This window comes from Mesorhizobium sp. YR577, from assembly GCF_900116595.1.
GTDB lineage: Bacteria > Pseudomonadota > Alphaproteobacteria > Rhizobiales > Rhizobiaceae > Mesorhizobium_M.
The window spans coordinates 259,934-282,758 of record NZ_FPBI01000010.1 but is presented as its reverse complement, the minus strand read 5'-3'; the positions used below and the strand labels follow the sequence as shown (position 1 = coordinate 282,758).

Sequence of the window (22,825 nt, the reverse complement as noted above, 5' to 3'; positions counted from 1 at the left end):
AGCGAGCCTCGAAGGACGCACCTGTTCATCGCCACGCCTGCTTTCGCATCTGGCCATTGTCAAAGATCGGGAAGCGGGGCGCATGGCCGTGCCTTCCTAATGTTTAGTACGTGGCGCGACTTCCGCGCCCCGCTCGGTGTCTGTCCCGAAGTTGGCCGGTCACAACGCCCGCTCCATGTACATTCCATGGACAAGACGCCGCGGGTTCTCCGCATCCTGCGCGATCTACCCTTGATCCTTCCGCCACAGATTTTCACCTGAAGCCTCCAGTCAGGGCATGCGGCCGCAGGACGCCGGCCTGTGTCGGGCCCTCGGGTCCCTGGCTACCACACCAGGGCGGGAGGTCACCGCCACTCCCCCTTGATCCCGGTTCCAGACCCGGTCCCGCAGGAGCGATGGGGGGATTATGCGGGCGGCGTCTTGGGGTGTGGAAAGATTGGGGGTGAAAAAATGTGTGGGGTGAGTGGAAACAATGGGTTGGCGGGAAATTTGCGGTGAATCTTTCCCCCACAGTTTCCGCTGGTTTCAGCTTCGGCAGTTCTGCGCCGCAGTGAACTTCATTGATGTTCCGGCATGGATTCCCGACACTCTCCGCTCGTTCCTCGCTCACGAGGTCGAGAATGACGAATTGCATTTGGGGCTTGTCGCTAATCTTCGCCCTTGGTGATTTGCCAACACGGCAGCTAAGAATCGCTGCCAATCTCGGACCATTTGCGGGCGAGGCAACCAACAAGCTCCGCGCATCTCCGACGTCAGCGGCTTGCCGCTGGGCAAACAACACACTCGTCATTCTCGACCTCGTGAGCGAGGAACGAGCGGAGAGTGTCGGGAATCCATGCCGGAACGCAGAAGAGCTTCGGCGGTACTGAACGCGCATCAATATCGGGACGAGGCCGTGCCTGCCGATGCTCGGAATGGGTCCCGGATAACCTCCGCTTCGCTGCGGTTTCCGGGATGACGAACTTCATGGTTGGCGCCGCCAATCGCCAAGGTTGACGTTAGAAGTGCTGTCCTCTCTTCGTCATCCCGGGCGCAGCATGAGCGAAGCGAATGCGGAGACCCGGGACCCATGCCGGAACGGAGAAGCGTTTCGACGGTACAGAATGCGCGTCAACATCAGGACCGGGCCGTGCCTGCCGATGCTCGGAATGGGTCCCGGATAACCTCCGCTTCGCTGCGGTTTCCGGGATGACGAACTTCATGGTTGGCGCCGCCAATCGCCAAGGTTGACGTTAGAAGTGCTGTCCTCTCTTCGTCATCCCGGGCGGAGCGAAGCGGAGACCCGGGATCCATGCCGGAATGCAAAAGAGCTTCAGCGGCGCAGAACGCGTCGACATCAGGACCGGGCCGCGCCAGACGATGCTGCGGCCAATTAATCCCGGATAACCTCAGCTTCGCTACGGTTTCCGGGATGACGAACGGCATGTGCCGCTTGCGCTGATCGTTACCGATGGTGTTCTGAGCATGGTGACGATTAGCCAACGAAGACAAATCCGTCGGACAAGATGAACATCACTCTTCCCCAACCATCACCGTCCGCGCCCCGACATGCAGCGCCCTGCCCGCACCCCATCCCATGATTGCGGCGCCCAGACCGAGCGCCACGAAGAGAAATGCGGCGGCATGAAAGCTGCCGGTCCAGCTGCGGGTGAGGCCTACGAGCAGCGGGCCGATGGCCGCAAGGACGTAGCCGACACCTTGCGCCATGCCCGAAAGATGCGCCGCGACATGGGAATCGGGCGAACGCAGCACGATGACCATCATGGCAGCAGCGATCAGCCCGCCCTGCCCGATGCCTTGCAGAACCGCCCAGAACAGCACCGTGGAAGTCGGCGCAAACAGAAAGCCGAGCAACGCAACGACCGAAGCCGCGACCAACACCACATTGACGCCGCGCTGGTCCCTGAAGCGGACGGCCAGCGACGGCACCGCCAGACAGGTGACGACCTGCGTCATCACCGAAAGCGAGACGATGCCGCCGGCAGTCGCCGCATCGAAACCGCGTTCACGCAGCATCGGTGCGAGCCAGCCGAAGATGCAATAGGCAAGTGCGGATTGAAGCCCCATGAACAGCGTGACCTGCCAGGCGAGCCGGTCGCGCCAGAGCCCGACGACGCGGAAACCGGAATGGGCGGCCTGCGCCTTCCGTGCCAGCGCCTGCGGCGCGAAGATCAGCATCACGACCAGAGCCGGCACCGCCCAGGCGGCGAGCGCGCCCGACCATGAGCCGACGATATGCTCGATCGGCAGCGTCAGCCCGGCAGCACTGGCGGCACCGCCGCAGAGCGCCATGGTGTAGAGCCCGGTCATGATGGCGGCGTGGCTGGAGAAATCGCGCTTCACCAACCCCGGCAGCAGCACATTGCTGACGGCAATTGCAGCACCCGCTAGGAAAGTGCCGGCAAACAGGATCGGCACAGATTCCAGTCCGCGCAAAGCCGTGCCGACGGCAAGAAGCAGCAACGCGCCGAGCAAAACGCGCTCCGCGCCAAAACGCTGGGCAAGCTTGGGCGCAAAGGGCGCGAAGAGGCCAAGGCAGAGGACAGGCAGCGTCGTCAGGATGCTGGCGCCGACCGTCGACAGGCCTGTTTCCTGGATGACTTCCGGCAGCAGGACCGACAGGCTGGAAAACAGCGGGCGCAGATTGAAGGCGATCAGCACGAGGCTCAAGCCAAGCATTATCTGTGCCGCGCGGCTGTGAAGCTGCGGCGGCAGCGGACGCGGAATGCTGTCTTCTTCGGCGTCGATGAGCTGGCTGTCTGCGGCATCCATCGCGGCAAGCTCGGCCTGCGCCTGCGGCCGGGGAAAGTTCTGGTTCATTGCGAAAGCAGCCGATCGAGTTCGAGAAGGACGGGCGCCATGAAGGCACGGACGGTGGCGGCGGCAATGTCGGGATCGCCCGAAGCGATGCCATCGACGATGGCCTCATGCGCCCTGGCATCGGGCTCGGGTAGGTCGCCGGCGAGCGTCGACTGGATTGTCTCGATGATTGCCGCAGAGAAGAAATCGTAGATTTCGACCATCGCCCGGTTGCCGGAAGCGGCAACGACGGCCTTGTGGAAGGCGATGTCGCGGCGGGCGAAAGCCTCGCGCCCGCCGTCTGCAGGCGTTCCGCGCTGCGCCAGCAGCCGGCGCATCAGTTCGATATCGGCGGGCGTGTGGCGGATGGCGGCAAGCCGCGCCGCCTCGACGTCGAGTGCCGCGCGCGCCTCCCACTGGTCACGCAGGCCGGCGCGCTTGACGCGGCTTAATGTGCCGGCGGTGTCGACGGCGGAGCGCACATAGGTGCCGGATCCCTGCCGGGTTTCGAGAAAGCCTTGCGAAACCAGCGCACGTACCGCCTCACGCACCGTGCCGCGGCTGACGGAGAGCATCTCGGTCAGCGTCGCTTCGTTGGGGATGCGCTCGCCCACGGCCCAGCGGCCGTTGACGATTTCGAGCCGCACGCTTTGGGCGGCACTTTCGGTGAGATTGGTTCGGGTGGCAGGTTGCATGGCAAAGATTCATCAAGTCATCGGATGACTTGATGAATACGCCTCTAGCCTCCGATCGTCAACTCGAACCGATTCCGGCAGGGTTTTCCGATGGATAGGCGGTCAAACTGAATCAGTTTGTGAGAATACCGACCCCTCGTAGCGGGCTGTTTGTCCGAAACGACGCTACTTCAGCGCAATGTTTCGGCAAAGAACGTCGTCAGCCGCGACCAGTGGCGTTCGGCGCCTTTTTCGTTGTAGACGCCATGGTCGGCAATGCACCAGCCATGGTCCGAGCCGACATAGTTTTCGATGATGTGATCGACACCCGCTATGCGCAGCGCCTCGGCAAGCCGGCCGGACTGTTCCGGCGGAAAGCTGCCGTCGACGCCGGCGGTTCCGACATAGACACGCGCCTTGATCTTCGCCGCATTGTTGTGCGGGCTGTCGGGCGCATCGCTGGCAAGCCGCCCGCCATGAAAGCTCGCTGCGGCTACGATGCGATCGGGATAGGTTGCGGCGGCATTCAGCGCGCGGCCGCCGCCCATGCAATAGCCGACCGCGCCGATCGAGCCGGTCGCGCCATTCTCCGACAGGGCTTCGAGAAACGCCGCTGTGTCGCGCTGTGTCATCTCCTGCGTGGTGCCGCCAACCATGCCCATGATCTCGGCACGGAGCTTCTCGTCGCTGAAGGCTGTCTTCGCATCATAGGGACCGTAAGCGCCGAAACGGTAGAAGAGATCGGGTACGAGAACCGCATAGCCCTCGCCTGCCAGACGCTCGGCCATCTCGTAGAGTGCGGCGCGCGGCCCGAAGGCGTCCATATAGAGGATGACACCGGCCTTGGAGGCGGTCACCGGCAGAACCAGAGCCGCCTTGGCGGTGCCGTCTTCGGTCTTGATCTCGATCTCACGCATAGTCATTGGCTGCTCCTTTGCTCCGGTTCGACACATAGCGATCTGCCGTCACAGGGCCAAGACGGCGTCGGATTGCAGCGTTCAATAATTCGTGCGGGGAGAAGGCGCAGCTCGGCTTGTATCCCCGCCATATCTCTGAAAAATGGCGCGGCTAAATGAGGTCCCACATGAAAAATCGACTGCTGCCGGCGCTGTTTTGCCCGGTAATCTCCGCCATTTTTCTTGCCGGCTGCACATCCTCCGAGCCGCAGGATCTCGCCTATTCGCCGGCACCTCCGGCCGCTTCGATATCGCAGATCAACACTTCCGAAAGCCTGCCACCTCCGGGCCTCGCGGCAAACGCGATGCCTGCGCCAACAGCCACACAGCCGGCCGGCACGATCCGGCCTGATGCAAATTCGGTTGTCGGGTTTCCCAGCCCGCCGCCTTGCCCGAACCCGGACGGTTGTGCGCCGAAGCCCGTCGCCAGCGCCTGCCGCACGGTCGGCAACGTCACTACCTGCGACGCCCCTCGCGACCCCATGGCCGACGACACGCGCTACACCAACTGACCCGGCCACTCTCTACAGCCCGGCAAAGGCCGTCATGTGGAAGGCCTGCACCTCAGCCGGGTAGCGATACGCCGTACCATAGGGACAGGCGTTTCGGGCGATGCAGCCGGCGTCGCGGCAAGGTGCTCCTTTAGGCCCGCGCACATGCGACAGGCAGGTCTCATAGGCAAATCCGTCGGCGGAATATGCGCCGACGGGACAAGAGTTCAGGCAAGGTTTTCCGATACATGCATCGCAAAGATGAATCGGATTCTCAGGCGCCTGGAAAGCAATCTCATGGTCGAACAGCAGCGCCCCGCGATAGGCGTGCCAGAGGCCGTATTCGGGATGCATGAGGATGCCGAGCGGCGACGGTTGCAGTCCCTCAGCCCGCATCGCCCACTGCTGAAACGGCAGGAAGGGCCGATCGGACGGCGAGACTGCACGCGCGCCGAATTCGTCCGCCACCGCACCGATGACCTCGCGCGACCAGGTGTCGAGCGGGTCTTTCAGGTCACGCGGTTGTTTCTCGTGCCAGCGCAGGAAATGCGGCCAGGGTGCTGAGCCTGCCTGCCCGACCAGAAGCACGGATTTTGCGGGGGCGTTGGAGGGGCCGGATGGTGCTGGTTCTGAGGCGTCGAAGTTGAAGCCGCCGCGCAGGATGAGGCCATGGGCAGCGAGGGTGGCGGAGAGAGTTTCCGCTAATTCCTGATAGGCTTTCACCGCCCCTCATCCCCCTGCCGGGACCTTCTCCCCGTAAACGGGGAGAAGAAGGCTGGCCGCAGCGTCTCCGCGTATTCCTTCTCCACGTTCACGGGGAGAAGGTGGCCCGAAGGGTCGGATGAGGGGCAGAGCCAGCCGCGCAAGCACAACCTCACCCCTTGCCCGGGTCGGAGAAAGCGCTCCGCCAGACTTCCTTGTGAATGATTTTGGCGACTTTAGCCCCGCCTGAATCGGGCTCGCTTCAAGTGAAGGCGTCGGGCATCGATTCCTTCTTCTTGGCGATGAAATCGATCAGTCCGTCGTCGATGCCCTGGTCGAGCGCCGGTGCTTCGTAGGTTTCGAGCCAGCGCCGCGCGAGGTCATTGGCGCGCTGCGGTGCGGTCTTCTGGCCCTCGGCCAGCCACTGCTCGTAGGAATTGTTGTCGGCAATCGAGGAACGGTAGAAAGCCGTCTGGAAATTCGCCTGGGTGTGGTCGCAGCCGAGATAATGGCTGCCCGGACCAACCTGGCGGATCGCATCCATCGCCTGGCCGTTTTCCGACAGATCGACGCCGTCGGCGAATTTCTGGCTCATGCCGAGCTGGTCGATATCCATCATGAACTTCTCGTAGCAGGAGGCGAGACCGCCTTCGAGCCAGCCGGCCGCATGCAGCACGAAATTGGTGCCGGCAAGCAGCGTCGAGTTCAGCGTGTTGGCGCTTTCATAGGCTGCCTGTGCATCGGGAACCTTGGAGGCGCAGAGCGAACCGCCGGTGCGGAACGGCAAGCCGAGACGGCGGGCGAGTTGTGCTGCGCCATAAGACACCAGCGACGGCTCCGGCGTGCCGAAGGTCGGCGCGCCCGACTGCATCGAGATGGACGAGGCAAAGGTGCCGAACAGCACCGGCGCGCCGGGGCGGATCAGCTGGGTGAAGGAAGCACCTGCCAGAACCTCGGCCAGAACCTGCGTCAGCGTGCCGGCCACCGTCACCGGGCTCATTGCGCCGGCAAGGATGAACGGCGTGACGATGCAGGCCTGGTTGTTGCGGGCATAGACTTTCAGGGCACCGAGCATGGTCTCGTCGAAGACCATCGGCGAATTTGCGTTGATCAGGCTGGTCAGCACCGTGTTCTGGTCGACGAAATCGTCGCCGAAGACGATCTTGGCCATGGCGATCGTGTCTTCGGCGCGCTCCGGCGCGGTGACAGAGCCCATGAACGGCTTGTCGGAATATTTGATGTGGCTGTAGATCATGTCGAGATGGCGCTTGTTGACCGGCACATCGACAGGCTCGCAAACAGTTCCGCCTGAATGGTGGATCGACGGCGCCATATAGGCGAGCTTCACGAAATTGCGGAAATCCTCGATCGTCGCATAGCGGCGATTGCCGTCGAGATCGCGCACGAAGGGCGGGCCATAGACCGGCGCGAAGACCGTGGCATTGCCGCCGATCTGCACCGAACGCGCCGAATTGCGCGCATGCTGCGTGTACATGGACGGCGCAGTCTTCAGCAGCGAACGCGGCAGGCCTTTGGGAAAGTGCACGCGCTCGCCTTTTACGTCCGCGCCGGCTTCCTTCCACAGCGCCAGCGCCTCGGCGTCGTCGCGGAACTCGATGCCGATTTCTTCCAGAACGGTGTCGGCATTCTTCTCGATCAGCGCGAGACCCTCCTCGTCGAGGACCTCGTAAACCTTGATCTTGCGGTTGATATAGGTCTGCTGCACGCCGGGGCCGCCGCCCGAACGCGCCGCGCGCCGTGCCGCAGCGCCGCCGCTGGCGCCGCGTCCGCGCCGTGCGTTGGAGGCTTCCTGCTCGGACAAGAGGTTATCTTCCATCGAAGTCATCCCTAGAAATCTGACATGGAGCGCTTTTTGCACCCTTGCTCCGGATCGTAGTCATGCCCCCTTAGCGAAACGGCCCGCCAGCGCCAAGACCTGTCGCAAAATCGACAAGAAAACCGATAAGTTGGCGGTCGCTTTCCTTTTGCAGGAAGTCGCAAATCAGCTATGGATTTGTACTGCTTGCGGGATAGGTATTGAAGCGAAATTGCGCGCCGCGCTGGATGGGTGCCTGCGGCCACGAGGAGCCTGAAAATGTCCGATGACGAAATCATCCTGTCCGAGCTTTCCGACGACGAACTCGTCCAGCAGATGCATGACGATCTTTACGATGGCCTGAAGGAGGAAATCGAGGAAGGAACCAACATCCTGCTCGAACGCGGCTGGGCGCCCTACAAGGTTCTGACCGAAGCACTGGTCGAAGGCATGCGCATCGTCGGCGAGGATTTCCGCGATGGCATCCTGTTCGTGCCCGAAGTGCTTTTGTCGGCAAATGCCATGAAGGCCGGCATGTTCATCCTGCGCCCGCTTCTGGCCGCCACGGGCGCGCCCAAGCAGGGCAAGATGGTGATCGGCACGGTCAAGGGCGACATTCACGACATCGGCAAGAACCTTGTCGGCATGATGATGGAAGGTGCGGGCTTCGACGTGATCGACCTCGGCATCAACAATCCGGTCGAGAAATATCTCGCCGCGATCGAGGAACACCAGCCAGACATCATCGGCATGTCGGCGCTGCTGACCACGACCATGCCCTACATGAAGGTCGTGATCGACACGATGAAGGAAAAGGGCATCCGCGACGACTATGTCGTGCTCGTCGGCGGCGCGCCGCTCAACGAGGAATTCGGCAAGGCCGTCGGCGCCGACGCCTATTGCCGCGACGCGGCGGTGGCGGTCGAAACCGCCAAGGATTTCATGAAGCGCAAGCACAACGTCCGCGCTTCGGCCTGAATGAAAAAAGGCCGCACTCAAAGGTGCGGCCTTTTCTTATGACGGAATATTCAGATCAAGGACTACTCGACGGTATCCTCGACGGCATTGGCTGTCGACTTGACGTCCTTGCCGACGCCGCGAACTGTGTTCGCGCAGGCCGAGACGGCCAGGGCGCAGGCCAAAATCGCTGCAAGCGATGCAATACGTGACAGTTTCATGGACTGTGTCTCCCTCGTTGACTAAATAAATATGCGTTCAGGCGTCAATACGCGATCAGGAACGAATTCGAACCGAAGTGGTTCCATGGCGACCGCATCGAAGAGCACTCAAGGAGACAGGCTGCTGGTAATCGGCTGCGGCATGCTTGCGCGCGAAATACTTGCGGTGAAAGAGCAGCTTGGGCTCGACCATCTCGACCTGACCTGCCTGCCCGCCGAGTTCCACTACTATCCCGACCGCATCGCGCCGGCGCTCGACAAGGCGATCGTCAAAGCCAAGGCTGACGGCTATGGCCAGATATTCGTCGGCTATGCCGATTGCGGCAGCGGCGGCATGGTCGACCGCATATGCGAAAAGCACGGCGTCGAGCGCATGGATGGGCCGCACTGTTTTGCCTTCTACCAGGGCATGGAGGCGTTTCGCGCGATAGAAGACGGCGACATGATGTCCTTCTACATGACCGACTTCCTGTGCCGGCAGTTCGATGCCTTTTTCATCAAGCCGCTCGGGCTCGACCGGCACCCGGAACTGATCGCCGACTATTTCGGCAATTACGAGAAGGTCGTCTATCTCGCCCAGACCAATGACCCTGCCCTGGACAAGGTGGCGGAGGATGCGGCCAGGCTGCTTGGCCTCGCCTATGAGCGCCGCTTCACCGGCTATGGCGACCTGTCATCGTCCCTTGCCAAGGCGGTGCTTGATCATGATCCCGAAAAGTGGAATCCGGTTTTCGGATAAGATCATGATCAGGTAAAGAACAACGGCGTGATCACGATGCTGCCGGAATCACCGGCTCCCCTCGCCTGGAAACAAGGAGCCCACGATGGCATTTCGCAAAGCGCTTTTTTCTCTCCTGCTGGTCCTGCCTGCCTCTCAGGCGCTTGCCACCGGCGAGATCGAGAGCCTGATCACGCCGGCTGACCGCGCCCGGCTGGAAAAATACGAAGCCACGCGAACCGAGGCGATCGACGAGGCCAAGAAGGGTGGCGCAGCAGCGGATGTCGCGACGCTCGATGCGATCCTGGCCAAGCAGCCCGTTTCCTTCACCGACTTCGACATGACCGGCAACTGGCAGTGCCGCACCATCAAGGTCGGCGGCAACCTGCCGCTGGTCGTCTATGGCTGGTTCAAATGCCGCGTCACCGATGACGGTTCCGGCTGGACGCTGGAGAAGCTGAGCGGCTCGCAGCGCACCAAAGGCCGCTTCTTCACCGACAGCGATACCCGCCTCACCTATCTCGGCTCGTTCTTTGTCGCCGGCGACACGCCCAAGCGCTATCCGGCCAATCCCGACAGCGACCAGGCCGGCTACACCTTCCGCACCGGGCCGAGCGAATGGCGCATCGAATTTCCCGCACCACGCTTCGAATCCAAGCTCGACATTCTCGAATTCAAGCGCTGAACCGCGGTTCACGGCAGCAAATTTATCACTCCGGTTAAGCCCGCAGTAAGCTGACCGTGCGATTGTCCCGCAGGCCCGCGCCGCAATGGCGTGGGCTCGCAGAAATCACCGTGACCGAATAGAATGACAGCCCACGCAGACAACAAACCGATCGTCATGGTGACCGAGGGTGGTCCTCACATCTGGGCGATCATCAATGCCGTGGCGAACGCCTTCGGGCCCATCACGGTCATTCTCGAGACACCGGAATCGAAGGCCGCACTCCTCAAGCGCCGGGCGCGCAAGCAGGGCTGGATTTCGGTCGGCGGCCAGGTTGCGACGATGATCGTCAATCGGCTGGGCAAGCGCTTCTTTTCCGGACATGCCGATCGCCTGATAGCCGACGCAAAGCTCGAAACCGAGCCCCGCCCGGGACAGAAGATCATCCATGTTCCGTCGGCCAATTCGCCGGAATTTCTCGCCGCGATCGCGGAAATCGAGCCGGCCGTGGTTTTCCTTGCCGGCTGCCGGCTGCTGTCGAAGAAGACGCTCGCCGCGATAAAATGCCCGGTGCTGAACTACCATGCAGCGATCAACCCGAAATATCGCGGCATGAACGGCGCCTATTGGGCGCTGGCCACGGGCGACGCTGAAAATTTCGGCTCTACGGTGCATCTCGTCGACGAAGGCGTCGACACCGGCGACGTGCTGTATCAGGTGCGCGGCAAGCCCGGCCCCGACGACAATCTGATGTCCTACGCGCTGCGGCTGGCCTCATTGTCGCGTGAAATCTGCGTGCAGGCAGTCGGCGATGCGCTCGCCGGGCGCCTGAAACCGGTCGATACCGGCCTGCCCTCGATGCAATGGTATCATCCGCCGATCTGGACTTATCTCTGGAACGGCATCCGGCGCGGCGTTTGGTAGCCGTCGCTCCTTAAATCTCCTTTTCGCTCTGTTTCTTTGCGACACCGTGCGGCGTCGCTTTTGAATGCGCGCGCGTCGTCCCATAACAAGCAGCACCCCAACGGTTGCGGCAATGCTGAAGACAAGAGGAAAGCGAGATTTCAATGGCCGATCTGATTATCGTCTACTGGCGCGACATCCCCGCCCAGGTCATCGTCAAGAAGGGTCGCACCAACGCCAAGCGCGAATTGCCGCTGCGTTTCACCGAGGCCATCGACATGGCCGCGATGCGGTCGGGTGCGGCCGAGACCGACGCCTATCTCGCCGAATGGCGCAAGGCCGAGCCGCTGCCGGTCAGCGACGATCTTGAGGCAGAGGCGGACAAGGCCGTTGCCTCGATAGACAGCGACTATACCCGCGAGCGTCTCGTGGCTTTGGCGAAAGCAGGCGGGACAGAAGAAAATGTCTGAAAACCAGCCGGCGGTTACCCAGGCCACTTTGGTCAAGAAGGCAGCGCCGAAAAGCGACTACAAGCCCGCCGACGTGTCGCCGCAGCGGCGCGTCCAGCGCTCCTATGCGATCAGGCTGTGGTCGATCCGCCATTCGCGCCTGCTCGAATGGTTCTATGCCCGCTTCGCCGACACGTTCCTGCTGCTCCATCCCCTGTGGAAGGGCATCGGCTACGCCCGCGTCGAAGCACCGGTGAAGTTTATCGAGAAGCGGGCAAAGGGCTTCATGTTCGACTGCCGCATGTGCGGCCAGTGCATCCTGTCCTCCACCGGCATGTCGTGCCCGATGAACTGCCCCAAGCAATTGCGCAACGGCCCCTGCGGCGGCGTGCGCGCCAACGGCAACTGCGAGGTCGAGCCGGACATGCCCTGCGTCTGGGTCAAGGCGTGGGAAGGCTCGCGCAACATGGTTGCCGGCGACGCGATCCTGAACGTGCAGAAGCCGGTCGACCAGTCGCTGCGCGAAACCTCGGCCTGGCTGCGCGTGACGGCGCAGGCGGCCATGGCGAAGGAACAGGCCAAGACCACGGAGGGAGCCTCGGCATGAACCCGCCGCGCCCGCCACAGATCGACGAGAACCCCGCCGGCATCGACCTGCCACTCGACCGCCTGCCCGGCCATTCCTCGCGCGGCCGGCTGGAGCGCGTGCTGCGCCGCGGCGAGTTCGCGGTGACCACCGAGCTCAACCCGCCCGACAGCGCCGATCCGGAAGACGTCTACAATCGTGCGAAAATTTTCGACGGCTGGGTCGACGCCATCAACGCCGTCGATGCTTCGGGCGCAAACTGCCACATGTCGTCGGTCGGCATCTGCGCGCTGCTGACGCGCATGGGCTATGCCCCGATCATGCAGATCGCCTGCCGCGACAAGAACCGCATCGCCATCCAGGGCGACGTGCTCGGCGGTGCTGCGATGGGCGTGGCAAACATGCTCTGCCTCACCGGCGACGGCGTGCAGGCCGGCGACCAGCCGGGCGCCAAGCCCGTCTTCGACCTCGACTCGATGTCGCTGCTGGAAACCATCCGCATCATGCGCGACAACGGCAAATTCCTCTCGGGCCGCAAACTGACCACGCCGCCGCAGCTTTTCCTGGGTGCTGCGGTCAATCCCTTCGCCCCGCCCTTCGATTTCCGGCCTATCCACCTGGGCAAGAAGATCGCCGCCGGCGCGCAGTTCGTGCAGACGCAGTATTGCTTCGACGTGCCGATGTTCCGCACCTTCATGGAGCGCGCCCGCGATCTCGGCCTGACCGACAAGGTTTTCGTCCTGTGCGGCGTCGGGCCGCTCGCCTCGGCCAAGACCGCCAAGTGGATCCGCTCCAACGTGCCGGGCATCCACATTCCGGATTCGATCATCGCACGGCTGGAAGGCGCGCAGGACCAGAAGAAGGAAGGCAAGCAGCTCGCCATCGACATCATCAACGAGGTGAAGGAAATCCCCGGCGTTTCAGGCATCCATGTGATGGCCTATCGCCAGGAGGAATATGTCGCCGAGATCGTCGATGAATCGGGCGTGCTGAAGGGCCGCCAGCCGTGGAAGCGCGAAGTGCGCCGCGACGACCAGCTTGTCGCCGACCGGCTCGACCATTTGCTGCATGACAACGTGACCGAAACCCAGGTCGACATGGTGAAGACCGCCCACTGAGCGCCTGCTTGATCGAAACGAGAAACGATATAAAGAAGTCTTTATATCCTTACGGAGAAGTTCATGACCCGCACGATCGTCGCCTCGGCGACCCGAGAAATCATCATTGGCTTCGACCAGCCCTTCTGCGTGATCGGCGAGCGCATCAACCCGACCGGCCGCAAGAAGCTAGCCGCCGAGATGATCGCCGGCAATTTCGAGACCGTCATCAAGGACGCGCTCGAACAGGCTGCCTGTGGCGCGACCATGCTCGACGTCAATGCCGGCGTCACCGCCGTTGACCCGAATGCGACCGAGCCGGCGCTTCTGGTTCAGACGCTGGAGATCGTGCAGGGCCTGGTCGACCTGCCGCTTTCCATCGACAGCTCGGTGTCGGCTGCAATCGAAGCCGCGCTCAAGGTCGCCAAGGGCCGCCCGCTGGTCAATTCCGTCACCGGCGAGGAAGAAAAGCTCGAAGCGATCCTGCCGCTGATCAAGAAGTACAATGTCCCGGTCGTCGCCATCTCCAACGACGAGACCGGCATCTCCATGGACCCCGACGTGCGTTTCGCCGTTGCCAAGAAGATCGTCGAACGCTGCGCCGATTTCGGCATTCCGGCGCATGACGTGGTGGTCGACCCGCTGGTCATGCCGATCGGCGCGCTGGGCGATGCCGGCCGCCAGGTTTTTGCCCTGCTGCGCCGCCTGCGCGAGGAGCTCAAGGTCAACACCACCTGCGGCCTCTCCAACATCTCCTTCGGCCTGCCGCACCGCCACGGCATCAATGCCGGCTTCATCCCGATGGTCATCGGCGCCGGCATGACTAGCGCCATCATGAACCCGGTGCGGCCGCAGGAAATGGAAGCCGTGCGCGCCGCCAACGTGCTCAACGGCACCGACGCCAACTGCACCAACTGGATCAAGACCTACAAGGACTACAAGCCAGCCGAGGGCGGCCAAGCGATTGCGGCTCCGACAGCCGTCAACGCACCCGGCGAAGGCGCCGCCAATGGCGGCCGCCGGCGTGGTGGTCGTGAAGCGCGGATGGCGCGGGGGTGATGGTTGTGGTGCGTCCTTCGAGGCTCGCCCATCCGATTTCGCGCCAATGTCTTGTGCGTGATCGGGGGCTCGCACCTCAGGATGAGGGAGGTTTTTGCCATTCCTCCCAAGAATTGAAATGCCATGCTTACAGCGGCTTGCGTGAGAACCACGCTTCGAAGAGCACAGTAATGACGTTGGTGCGTCCTTCGAGGCTCGCCCATCCGATTTCGCGCCAATGTCTTGTGCGTGGTCGAGGGCTCGCACCTCCGGATGAGGGAGGTTTTTGCCATTCCTCCCAAGAATTGAAATGCCATGCTTACAGCGGCTTGCGTGAGAACCACGCCTCGAAGAGCACAGTAATGACGTTGGTGCGTCCTTCGAGGCTCGCCCATCCGATTTCGCGCCGATATGTTGTGCGTGATCGAGGGCTCGCACCTCAGGATGAGGGAGGACAGCGCCCTGTCCCTACCCATTCTTGTTGTGCTTACCTTTCAGAATTTGGTGTGACGTGCACCCACCGCCCTCATCCTGAGGTGCGAGCCCGCACGGACTGCCGGCGATTTGCCCGACATTCGATGGGCGAGTCTCGAAGGACGCACCTATTCCGCCTTCGAAATCAAATGTCCTCGCCGGGAAAGCTCGGGCAGCGCTTCGTATGCAAGGGCGATCACCGCTTCCTTTTTTCTGCGCGACCAACCTTTCAGCTGCCGCTCGCGCGCGATTGCGTCAGTGATCCGGTCATAGGTCTCGGTGAACACCAAAGTTACAGGTCTTCTGCGCGCCGTATAACCGTCGATAGGCAGGTTGTTGTGCTCCCAAACTCTGGCTTCGATTTCCTGCTTGGTCGACCCGACGTAGTAGGAGTTGTCGGCACAGCGCAGTATGTAGACGGTCATTTCGAACGGCATGATTTTCGCTTCGCAAAACCAAGGGTGCGTCCTTCGAGGCTCGCTTCGCGAGCACCTCAGGATGAGGGAGGTTTGCGTGCTTCACGTCAAGTTCTGAAACACCGGCGTAACGGAAACTGGGCGAAATATGGCTCCAACCTCCCTCATCCTGAGGTGCGAGCCCTCAACAATGCATCAAGGATTCGCTCTGCTTCAGACAGGCGAGCCTCGAAGGACGCACGATAAATGAACTCTCCCGCCAATATCACCGATCCGCTCGTCCTGTTCATGCCTTCGGGCAAGCGCGGGCGGTTTCCGGTCGGCACGCCGATCCTTGATGCCGCGCGCACGCTCGGCGTCTATGTCGAGAGCGTGTGCGGCGGGCGCGCGACTTGCGGGCGCTGCCAGATCGAGGTGCAGGAAGGCAATTTCGCCAAGCACAAGATCGTCTCGTCCAACGACCACATCTCGCCCAAGGGCGCCAAGGAACAGCGCTATGAAAAGGTGCGCGGCCTGCCCGAAGGCCGCCGTCTCTCCTGCTCGGCCACCGTCCAGGGCGATCTCGTCATCGATGTGCCGCAGGACACCGTCATCAACGCGCAGGTGGTGCGCAAGGCTGCCAGCGACCGCGTCATCGAGCGCAATGCGGCAGTCCAGATGTGCTATGTCGAGGTCGACGAGCCCGACATGCACAAGCCGCTGGGCGACCTCGACCGGCTGAAGGTGATGCTGGAAAAGGACTGGGGCTGGAAGGATCTGTTGATCGCCCCCCACCTGATCCCTCAGGTTCAGGGCATTTTGCGCAAGGGCAACTGGGGCGTCACCGCCGCCATCCACCGCGACATGGATTCGTCGCGGCCCTTCATCATCGGGCTTTTCCCGGGCCTGAAGAACGAGGCCTATGGCATCGCCTGCGACATCGGCTCGACGACGATCGCCATGCATCTGGTCTCGCTGCTGTCCGGCCGCATCGTTGCCTCCTCCGGCACGTCGAACCCGCAGATCCGCTTCGGCGAAGATCTGATGAGCCGCGTCTCCTACGTGATGATGAACCCCGACGGGCGCGAGGCGATGACCAAGGCCGTGCGCGAGGCCGTCAACACGCTGATCGGCAAGGTCTGCGAGGAAGGCGGCGTCGACCGTCACGATATCTTCGACTGCGTCTTCGTCGCCAACCCGATCATGCATCACCTGTTCCTCGGCATCGACCCGACCGAACTTGGCCAGGCGCCGTTCGCGCTTGCCGTGTCGGGTGCGCTGCAATTCTGGGCGCATGAGATCGACATCGACGTCAATCGCGGCGCGCGGCTCTACACGCTGCCTTGCATCGCCGGCCATGTCGGTGCGGATGCCGCAGGCGCGACATTGTCGGAAGGCCCGTATCGTCAGGACAAGATGATGCTGCTGGTCGATGTCGGCACCAATGCCGAGATCATCCTTGGCAACCGTCAGCGCGTGGTCGCCGCCTCGTCACCGACCGGTCCGGCTTTCGAAGGCGCGGAGATTTCGTCGGGCCAGCGCGCCGCCCCCGGCGCGATCGAGCGCGTGCGCATAGACCCGCTGACGCTGGAGCCGAAATACCGCGTCATCGGCGTCGAACAATGGTCCGACGAAGAAGGCTTCGAGGAAGCCTCCTGGGCAACCGGCGTGACGGGCATTTGCGGCTCGGCGATCATCGAGGTCGTCGCCGAAATGTACCTGGCGGGCATCATCTCGGAAGACGGTGTGGTAGACGGCTCGCTTGCCGCGGCCTCCCCGCGTATCATCCAGAACGGCCGTACCTTCTCCTATCTGCTGCGCGAAGGCCGTCAGGGCGAACCGCGCATCACCGTCACGCAGAACGACGTCCGTGCCATCCAGCTTGCCAAGGCGGCACTCTATGCCGGCGTGAAGCTTCTGATGGAAAAGCAGGGCGTGGAAACCGTCGACACGATTCGCTTTGCGGGCGCGTTCGGCTCCTTCATCGATCCGAAATACGCGATGGTGCTCGGCCTGATCCCCGATTGCGATCTCGACGAGGTGAAAGCCGTCGGCAACGCAGCCGGCACTGGCGCGCTGATGGCGCTGCTCAACCGCAATCACCGCCGCGAGATCGAAAAGGAAGTCGGTCTGATCGAGAAGATCGAAACGGCGCTGGAGCCGAATTTCCAGCAGCTTTTCATCGATGCGATGGCGCTGCCCAACAAGGTCGACCCGTTCCCGAAACTGTCAGCTGCGGTCAAACTGCCGCCACGCAAGACGGTGAGCGAGGATGGCATCGCCGGGGACGCAACCCCGCGCCGGCGTTCACGTGAGGAACGTGCGGCGCGGCGAAACCGGGACTAGCTGTTAGAGACTGTTTGATAACTCGCCCTGCCGAGGCATATGGCGTGGTTTTCGAGAACCGGAGCGGAGCGTACTCAAAGTACGTGAGCACCGGAAGCGCAGAAAACTGCGTCAGATGACCGGCAGGGTAGAGTTAGCGAGCGGTCTCTCAGAACTTGCCGGTTTCGCGGAACAGCTCGAACGCCGCGCGGATGTGATCGGCCACGGCGCGCACCGGCGCGCTGGCGTCGGGTGCTACGACCATCGCCAGGCTGTAAGTGCCGATATCGGGCATGCCGTCCTTGGAACCAAGCTCCATCAGATCGCCGCCGATGAAGGAGCGCGGCAGCGGCGCAACGGCAAGATCGGCCAGGATCGCGGCGCGCTGGCCCGCCGTATGGGCGCTCATATAGGCGACGCGATAGTTTCGCCCTTCCCGGCCGAGTGCTTCAACCGCACCTGCCCGCCAGGCGCAGCCCTCTTCCCACAGCGACACCGGCAGCGGCTCGCGCAGATGCGCGCAGCCGCCCTTGGCGCCGGCCCAGACGATCGGCTCGGTCAGGAGCGTCTCGGCGCCTGCCATGCTGGTCTTGTAGGAATTGGTGATGAGCGTGATGTCGAGCGTACGGTCGTCCATGCGCCGCCACAAATGCTTGCTCTGGTCGATGGTGACGTCAACAGCGATCGACGGATGCGACTGGGCGAAGCGCTTCAGCACATGCGGCAGGATGCGTTCGCCGTAATCGTCCGGTGAACCGAGGCGCACGACACCGACGATATCGGGAATGATGAATTTCGACACCGCCTCGCGGTTGATCGACAGAAGCCGCCGCGCATAACCCAGCAGGACCTCGCCATCATTGGTCAGCGTCACAGAGCGCGCATCGCGCGAGAACACCGAGCGCCCGAGAATGTCCTCCAGCTTCTTGATCTGCATGGAAACGGCAGAGGGCGTGCGGAAGACGGCATTGGCGGCGGTGGTGAAACTGCCGGTCTCGGCAATCGCCACGAATGTCCGCAACACATCAAGATCAAGCACCGGCAGCGGATGATTGAGTGGGGCTGTCATCGCTCTAACCCTTCAATTTTTCTGATCTGAAGCATCATTCCATTTCGTTTGATTGAACCTCAGAACAGGAGGATAGTCAAGACCGTGAAGAGAGGCCGACGGGCATGGACACCAGGATCGACCTCAAGATGCGAAAGCCCACAGCGATATCTTTTCCGTGGGGCAACCGAGAGGAGAATAAAATGTCTATTTTGTCGACGATCGGCCGCTTTGCCGCCGAATACTCTGCCGCCCGCAACCGCTTTCTGACAGAACGCCAGGTTCGTTCGCTTCCTTTCGAAATCCAGAAGGATATCGGCTGGCCGGATAGCTACACGCGGCGCGACGTTACTCGCTCGTCACTTGGCGCATGGGCCGGGAGCAAGTAATTGTGCATAGCCAAATCATGGCCTGCCGGACCCTCTTACAGAAGACCGGCAGGCTTTTTCTTTGCCTCGACCTTGCCACAAAGTAGACATGGCAGCCATGCGCGGCACGCATGACGCATATGAAGCAGTCGCATAGCCGGTTAATTTCATAGTTAAATACTTGTAATTGCTTATTTTATCAGCATCCGACGCACAAAAACGCCGCAGATGATGTCGCTTTTCGCATCAAGTAGTTCGTTTTCTCCACTTAACTTCCGCAACAGACCATCTATATGAGCGGCATCAAACGAGCTGCCCCACTCCATCAAGCGAAGGCACCCCGTGTAACCACTACGCATGGAGAAGTGTCATGAAGTTTTTTTCCCGTTTCCTGAAGGGCAGCCGCCGCGAAATGAACCTGACGACCGCGCTTGAGCGCCAGCGTCTCGACAGGACGATGCCTGGCCAGTCCGGCGCTGTTGCCGCCGCCCGCCTCGGCTTCCTGATCCGCTAATTAAAAACCATACTTAGGGCCCTGGTTGCAGGGTCCGACTTCCAGCAGCCGCGCAGGCCAAACAGGCCGCGCGGCTTTTTCTTTGGACGCCGCAGCCTTACCCAAGGTGATGCAAACAAGTCGATGTCGCAAATTTAGTTTTCGGCAGGCCCTCTACCCCATTGACAGCAATGGTTTTTCCTGATGACGCTTTGCTGTTCGCGACATCAGGTTCGCGCCATCTTCGGTCTGCGTGAGGGTTCCTTGAACGCCGTAAAACATCCGATCAAACGGTCGCTTGTCTTCTTCCTCGTGCCTGATTTCACGATGATCGCCTTCGCGACAGCGCTCGATCCACTCCGCTCGGCCAACCGCATGCTCGGCTACGAGGCCTATAAGTGGCGGCTTGCCAGCATCGACGGAAAGCCCGTCAGCGCGTCGAATGGCGTGCAGTGCGCGGTCAACACCTCGCTGGAAGAAGAGCGCAAGAAGATGGCCGGCCCTGACCGCCCCTCAATGGTGGTGGTCTGCAGCGGCATCAATGTCGAGAAATACCAGAACAAGTCGGCCTTCGCCTGGCTGCGCGAGGAATACAACCGCGGCGTCGCCATCGGTGGCCTCTGCACCGGCGCGCATGTGCTGGCGGCAGCCGGCCTGTTGTCCAACAAACGCTGCGCAATCCACTGGGAAAACCTGCCCGGCTTCTCGGAAGCCTTCCCCAAGGCCAACGTCTTCGCCGACCTGTTCGAGGTCGACCAGAACATCTACACCTGCGCCGGTGGCACTGCAGCACTCGACATGATGCTGAAGCTGATCGGCGACGATTTCGACGACAATCTCGTCAACCGCGTCTGCGAGCAGGTATTGACCGACCGCGTGCGCAGCCCGACGGACCGCCAGCGGCTGCCGCTGCGGGCGCGCCTCGGCGTCCAGAACTCCAAGGTGCTGACCATTATCGAGCTGATGGAGGCCAACCTTGCCGAGCCGCTGTCGCTGATCGAGATCGCCGATCATGTCGGCCTGTCGCGCCGCCAGATCGAGCGTCTTTTCCGCACCGAGATGGGCCGCTCGCCGGCGCGCTATTATCTCGAGATCAGGCTCGACCGCGCGCGGCATCTGTTGATCCAGTCATCGATGCCGGTGGTGGAAGTGGCGGTCGCCTGCGGCTTCGTCTCGGCGTCGCATTTTTCCAAATGCTACCGCGAGCTTTACGCGCGCTCGCCGCAGCAGGAGCGTGTCGACCGCAAGCAGTTGCTGGCTGCCTGAGGTCGGGCAGAAGCTTCACCAGGAGTCGCAGTAGCACTCGGCCGACGATATCCCGTCGCTCCAGTTACCGATATTGTGATCGTCGCGATTGAATTCCCGCTCGTTGCCCCTCATGCGGGAATGTTGATAAGCCATCAGCGTACAGCCGCGCGCGACGCGGATCGAGGTAACCCGGTCGTTCCAGAACTGGCCGTTGCGAAAACTGACCGCCTGGCCCGACTGCATCGGCAGGGCACGCCCCCGATAATTGTTGTGCTCATACATCACGCATGCGGCATCTTCATCATATTGGGCAGCGGCGCTGCCGACCATCAGCACAGACGCAAATGCCGCAATGGCTACACGTTTCATGATTCTCATTTCCCTCTCAGGCTGTGTCCCCAAACTTAGAGATGCGATCCTCGTGGCCAAACTTTGGCGGCAAGCCTGGGGAAATCGGCCACCTTTTCCCACAAGGGGAGAAGGGAAAACTCAGCGGCTCTCCCACATCCAGGAGCGGTCGCGCCACAGCTTTTCGCCGACCATGCAGTCGTAAGGTGCTGTGGCCTGCGCCAGAACGACCGGAAGCCCCTGCTCCGCCTCGGCGCGCCATGGCTGCGACCAAGGGCCGGCCAGTTCCAGCACCAGCTTGCGGCGGATCGCTTCCGGGAACTGTTCCCAGTCATTGACCGGGATCATGAAAGCCCCCGGCCCGCCGATGACGCAGTCCTTGTAGTATTTGTCGAGCTCGGCGACATCATAGGCACTGGCGAGCCCGCCATTGGTCATCAGCGGCAGGCCGTTGATGGTGATGCCCTGCTGCACCAGCGCATCGCGAATGCCCTGCACGGGCGCACCCTGGTTGTTGGGTCCATCGCCGGAAACGTCGATCACGCGCTTCATGCTGGTGAAGCCGCTCTCGGCGAAAAGGTCGCCGCCGAATTCCAGCGCGCCCGAGATCGAGGTGCGCCGCGCGCTGTTTGGCGGGCTGGCCGAAAGCTGTGCCGCGACACGCTCGGCATCTTCTCGCGTTGCGATGACAGTCCACGGCACGATGACATGCTGGGTGGACGCGCCTGCCCATTCGAAGAAAGTCACCGCGATCTTGCCATGAACGCCATCGGCAATCGCCTGCAACACATCGTTGTGGGTAAGGGCTGCGGCATAGCCGTGACGCTGGATTTCAAGCTCGTCCGGCGACATAGACAGCGACACGTCAACGGCCAGTACAAGCTCGATATCGACCTGCTCGGCAGCAAAACCCTGTGGCGCGAAGAGAAGTGTCAGCGCAAGGGCTGCGCCGCCTGCAAGAACATGTCTGATGCGAAGCAAGCGAGACATGAATCGAAGGTACGCGAAAATCTGCGGTTGAAAAGAAAGCCCGGTTTTTTGCTGGGCCTTTTCCGTTCACATTTTCGCGATTGCTGGGATTTTGCCAGGCGCCATGTCGCTCCGGCGCCGGCTGCTCATGGATCGTACATCCGTTGCCGCCCACGATCGCCTTGCCACAGTTTTTCGCCGATCATGCAGTCGTAAGGTGGCTTGCCCTGCGCCAGTATCACAGGCGGCCGCTTTTCGTTGTGCGAAGGCGGCGTATTGGCAAGTTCGATGAGAAGCTTGCGGCGGATGGCCTCCGGAAACTGCTCCCAGCCATTGACCGGCATGACGAATGAGCCCGGCCCGCCAATCACGCACTCGCTGTAATAGGTATCGAGGTCCGCAACTTCATAGGGCAGCAGCTCGGTGCCTGCCGCCATCACCGGCAGTCCGTTGATGGCGATCTTCTGCTGAACGACGGCATCCCGCGCCGCATCGACCGGCCGCCCCTCATTGTTCGGCCCGTCACCGGAAATGTCGATGACCCGCTTGAAGCTCTTGAAGCCGCTCTCGGCAAACAGATCGGCGGCGAAATGCAGCGCGCCCGAGATCGAGGTTCGCCGCGACTGGCGCGGCGGCTCGGCTGAAATGCGTTGCGCAACCCGTTCAGCATCCTCACGGCCTGCGATCACCGTCCAGGGCACGATAACATGCTGCGAGGTGCTGCCGGCCCACTCGAAATAAGTGAGCGCTATTCTGCCATGCGCACCGTCGGTAATCGCCTCCAGAACACGCGGATCCGTCAGCGCCGTCGCATAGCCGCGCCGCTGGATTTCCATCTCGTCGGGCGACATCGACAGGGACACATCGACGGCAAGCACCAGCTCGATATCGACCTGTTCGTCGGCAAAACTCTGCGGGGCGCAAAGAAACGTCAACGCAAGTGCTGCGCTGGCTGCTAGGACATGCCTGATGCGGGGCAAACGAGACATGCCCTGCAAGGTACATGAAAACCACCGGTTGAGAAGACGGTGGATGCGCGAGGAATCTTCGTCTTAATGATGAGAGGTTGCGCCGCCCCTCACCTGC

24 protein-coding genes are annotated in these 22,825 nt (G+C 61.9%); 13 read left to right on the top strand and 11 right to left on the bottom strand.

Features of this window, described 5'->3' with window-relative positions:
• Positions 1-1,512 precede the first annotated feature (1,512 nt).
• The 3 genes from BM413_RS16910 to BM413_RS16900 all read right to left on the bottom strand — a co-directional run bounded on the left by BM413_RS16910 (position 1,513) and on the right by BM413_RS16900 (position 4,396).
• A complete protein-coding gene (locus BM413_RS16910; protein ID WP_091915052.1) occupies positions 1,513-2,820 on the bottom strand; it encodes a CynX/NimT family MFS transporter in 1,308 nt (435 codons plus the stop codon).
• Positions 2,817-3,494, bottom strand: a complete 678-nt coding sequence (locus BM413_RS16905; protein ID WP_091915050.1) for a FadR/GntR family transcriptional regulator — start codon at positions 3,492-3,494, stop codon at positions 2,817-2,819. Before BM413_RS16905 ends, BM413_RS16910 begins: the two co-directional genes overlap by 4 nt.
• Positions 3,495-3,664: 170 nt before the next feature.
• Complete coding sequence (locus tag BM413_RS16900) at positions 3,665-4,396, bottom strand: dienelactone hydrolase family protein (protein WP_091915048.1); 732 nt, start codon at positions 4,394-4,396, stop codon at positions 3,665-3,667.
• A gap of 161 nt (positions 4,397-4,557) precedes the next feature.
• Here BM413_RS16900 and BM413_RS16895 point away from each other — a divergent pair, with 161 nt between their 5' ends.
• The gene (locus BM413_RS16895; protein WP_091915046.1) at positions 4,558-4,941 is read left to right on the top strand and encodes a hypothetical protein; all 384 of its coding nucleotides are present in this window, start codon (positions 4,558-4,560) and stop codon (positions 4,939-4,941) included.
• Positions 4,942-4,953: 12 nt separating this feature from the next.
• Here BM413_RS16895 and BM413_RS16890 read toward each other — a convergent pair whose 3' ends face one another.
• Both BM413_RS16890 and BM413_RS16885 read right to left on the bottom strand, forming a co-directional pair.
• Complete coding sequence (locus BM413_RS16890; RefSeq protein WP_091915044.1) at positions 4,954-5,643, bottom strand: 4Fe-4S dicluster domain-containing protein; 690 nt, start codon at positions 5,641-5,643, stop codon at positions 4,954-4,956.
• A gap of 241 nt (positions 5,644-5,884) precedes the next feature.
• Positions 5,885-7,459: a trimethylamine methyltransferase family protein gene (locus tag BM413_RS16885; protein ID WP_091915109.1), complete on the bottom strand. Its 1,575-nt coding sequence runs from the start codon at positions 7,457-7,459 to the stop codon at positions 5,885-5,887.
• A gap of 258 nt (positions 7,460-7,717) precedes the next feature.
• Here BM413_RS16885 and BM413_RS16880 point away from each other — a divergent pair, with 258 nt between their 5' ends.
• Positions 7,718-8,416 (top strand): corrinoid protein, encoded by a 699-nt coding sequence (locus BM413_RS16880; RefSeq protein ID WP_091915042.1) that lies wholly within the window; start codon positions 7,718-7,720, stop codon positions 8,414-8,416.
• A gap of 62 nt (positions 8,417-8,478) precedes the next feature.
• Here BM413_RS16880 and BM413_RS16875 read toward each other — a convergent pair whose 3' ends face one another.
• On the bottom strand, positions 8,479-8,616 hold the full coding sequence (locus tag BM413_RS16875) for an entericidin A/B family lipoprotein (RefSeq protein ID WP_091915040.1): 138 nt from the start codon (positions 8,614-8,616) through the stop codon (positions 8,479-8,481).
• Positions 8,617-8,701: 85 nt separating this feature from the next.
• Here BM413_RS16875 and BM413_RS16870 point away from each other — a divergent pair, with 85 nt between their 5' ends.
• The 7 genes from BM413_RS16870 to BM413_RS16840 all read left to right on the top strand — a co-directional run bounded on the left by BM413_RS16870 (position 8,702) and on the right by BM413_RS16840 (position 14,092).
• Complete coding sequence (locus tag BM413_RS16870; protein WP_091915038.1) at positions 8,702-9,355, top strand: DUF1638 domain-containing protein; 654 nt, start codon at positions 8,702-8,704, stop codon at positions 9,353-9,355.
• An 85-nt stretch (positions 9,356-9,440) separates the two neighbouring features.
• Positions 9,441-10,019, top strand: coding sequence for a DUF4893 domain-containing protein (locus BM413_RS16865; RefSeq protein WP_091915036.1), 579 nt, complete (start codon positions 9,441-9,443; stop codon positions 10,017-10,019).
• A gap of 123 nt (positions 10,020-10,142) precedes the next feature.
• Complete coding sequence (locus BM413_RS16860; RefSeq protein ID WP_091915034.1) at positions 10,143-10,922, top strand: formyl transferase; 780 nt, start codon at positions 10,143-10,145, stop codon at positions 10,920-10,922.
• A gap of 143 nt (positions 10,923-11,065) precedes the next feature.
• Positions 11,066-11,371 (top strand): virulence factor, encoded by a 306-nt coding sequence (locus BM413_RS16855; protein WP_091915032.1) that lies wholly within the window; start codon positions 11,066-11,068, stop codon positions 11,369-11,371.
• Entirely contained in the window at positions 11,364-11,957 is a 594-nt protein-coding gene (locus tag BM413_RS16850; RefSeq protein WP_091915030.1) for a methylenetetrahydrofolate reductase C-terminal domain-containing protein, read from the top strand. The genes BM413_RS16855 and BM413_RS16850 overlap by 8 nt, the downstream gene beginning before the upstream one ends.
• Positions 11,954-13,054, top strand: coding sequence for a methylenetetrahydrofolate reductase (locus BM413_RS16845; protein WP_091915028.1), 1,101 nt, complete (start codon positions 11,954-11,956; stop codon positions 13,052-13,054). The genes BM413_RS16850 and BM413_RS16845 overlap by 4 nt, the downstream gene beginning before the upstream one ends.
• Before the next feature lie 63 nt (positions 13,055-13,117).
• Positions 13,118-14,092 carry a methyltetrahydrofolate cobalamin methyltransferase gene (locus BM413_RS16840; RefSeq protein WP_091915026.1) on the top strand — a complete coding sequence of 325 codons (975 nt, stop codon included), beginning with the start codon at positions 13,118-13,120 and terminating at the stop codon, positions 14,090-14,092.
• Positions 14,093-14,673: 581 nt separating this feature from the next.
• Here BM413_RS16840 and BM413_RS16835 read toward each other — a convergent pair.
• Positions 14,674-14,982 (bottom strand): GIY-YIG nuclease family protein, encoded by a 309-nt coding sequence (locus BM413_RS16835; RefSeq protein ID WP_091915025.1) that lies wholly within the window; start codon positions 14,980-14,982, stop codon positions 14,674-14,676.
• 225 nt (positions 14,983-15,207) lie between these two features.
• Between BM413_RS16835 and BM413_RS16830 the strand changes: the two genes are divergently transcribed.
• Positions 15,208-17,286, top strand: a complete 2,079-nt coding sequence (locus tag BM413_RS16830) for an ASKHA domain-containing protein (RefSeq protein ID WP_091915024.1) — start codon at positions 15,208-15,210, stop codon at positions 17,284-17,286.
• A gap of 148 nt (positions 17,287-17,434) precedes the next feature.
• On the opposite strand, the gene BM413_RS16825 is transcribed toward BM413_RS16830, so the two are convergent.
• Positions 17,435-18,334, bottom strand: a complete 900-nt coding sequence (locus BM413_RS16825) for a LysR substrate-binding domain-containing protein (RefSeq protein ID WP_091915023.1) — start codon at positions 18,332-18,334, stop codon at positions 17,435-17,437.
• Between the two features lie 182 nt (positions 18,335-18,516).
• Here BM413_RS16825 and BM413_RS16820 point away from each other — a divergent pair, with 182 nt between their 5' ends.
• From BM413_RS16820 to BM413_RS16810, 3 genes are all read left to right on the top strand, one after another.
• The gene (locus tag BM413_RS16820; protein ID WP_091915022.1) at positions 18,517-18,702 is read left to right on the top strand and encodes a hypothetical protein; all 186 of its coding nucleotides are present in this window, start codon (positions 18,517-18,519) and stop codon (positions 18,700-18,702) included.
• Between the two features lie 349 nt (positions 18,703-19,051).
• Positions 19,052-19,195, top strand: a complete 144-nt coding sequence (locus BM413_RS33140) for a hypothetical protein (RefSeq protein WP_091915021.1) — start codon at positions 19,052-19,054, stop codon at positions 19,193-19,195.
• 306 nt (positions 19,196-19,501) lie between these two features.
• The gene (locus BM413_RS16810) at positions 19,502-20,440 is read left to right on the top strand and encodes a GlxA family transcriptional regulator (protein ID WP_348272907.1); all 939 of its coding nucleotides are present in this window, start codon (positions 19,502-19,504) and stop codon (positions 20,438-20,440) included.
• Between the two features lie 15 nt (positions 20,441-20,455).
• Here the strand turns inward: BM413_RS16810 and BM413_RS16805 are convergent, their stop codons facing one another.
• The 3 genes from BM413_RS16805 to BM413_RS16795 form a co-directional block, all read right to left on the bottom strand.
• Positions 20,456-20,791, bottom strand: coding sequence for a beta/gamma crystallin domain-containing protein (locus tag BM413_RS16805; RefSeq protein ID WP_091915020.1), 336 nt, complete (start codon positions 20,789-20,791; stop codon positions 20,456-20,458).
• A gap of 120 nt (positions 20,792-20,911) precedes the next feature.
• On the bottom strand, positions 20,912-21,760 hold the full coding sequence (locus BM413_RS16800; RefSeq protein WP_091915019.1) for a DUF1194 domain-containing protein: 849 nt from the start codon (positions 21,758-21,760) through the stop codon (positions 20,912-20,914).
• Positions 21,761-21,885: 125 nt separating this feature from the next.
• Positions 21,886-22,728, bottom strand: a complete 843-nt coding sequence (locus BM413_RS16795; RefSeq protein WP_091915018.1) for a DUF1194 domain-containing protein — start codon at positions 22,726-22,728, stop codon at positions 21,886-21,888.
• Positions 22,729-22,825: the final 97 nt, after the last annotated feature.